The 247-nt window shown below is 68.4% G+C and carries 1 pseudogene; it reads left to right on the top strand.

The window, feature by feature from the left end:
* Positions 1 to 247 (top strand): annotated as a pseudogene (locus ACTFO6_RS19375) (hypothetical protein); the annotation flags it as partial.

Raw genomic sequence — 247 nt, 5'->3', positions numbered from 1 at the left:
GAGGGGAGGGACGCAGACGCAGAGTCTGCCAAGCGGATCGACGCGGCGCAGCTCGCAGGCGATCAAATCATCGCGATCGATAACATTGAGCGCCCCCTCGAGGGCGCAGCGCTGGCGCAACTCCTCACCCAGGGCGCGCGGCGCATCCGCCTGCTGGGCGCCAGCACAGCGGTGACGGTGGCGTGTACGGCGATGGTGGTGGCGACGGGCATCAACCTGTTAGTGCGCGGCGATCTCACTCGCCGCA

The organism is Pelomicrobium sp. G1, from assembly GCF_051905455.1.
In the GTDB taxonomy this organism is placed as follows: Bacteria; Pseudomonadota; Gammaproteobacteria; order Burkholderiales; family UBA6910; genus Pelomicrobium.
The sequence above is the reverse complement of the archived record's forward strand: the minus strand, read 5'-3'. Positions and strand labels throughout refer to the sequence as shown.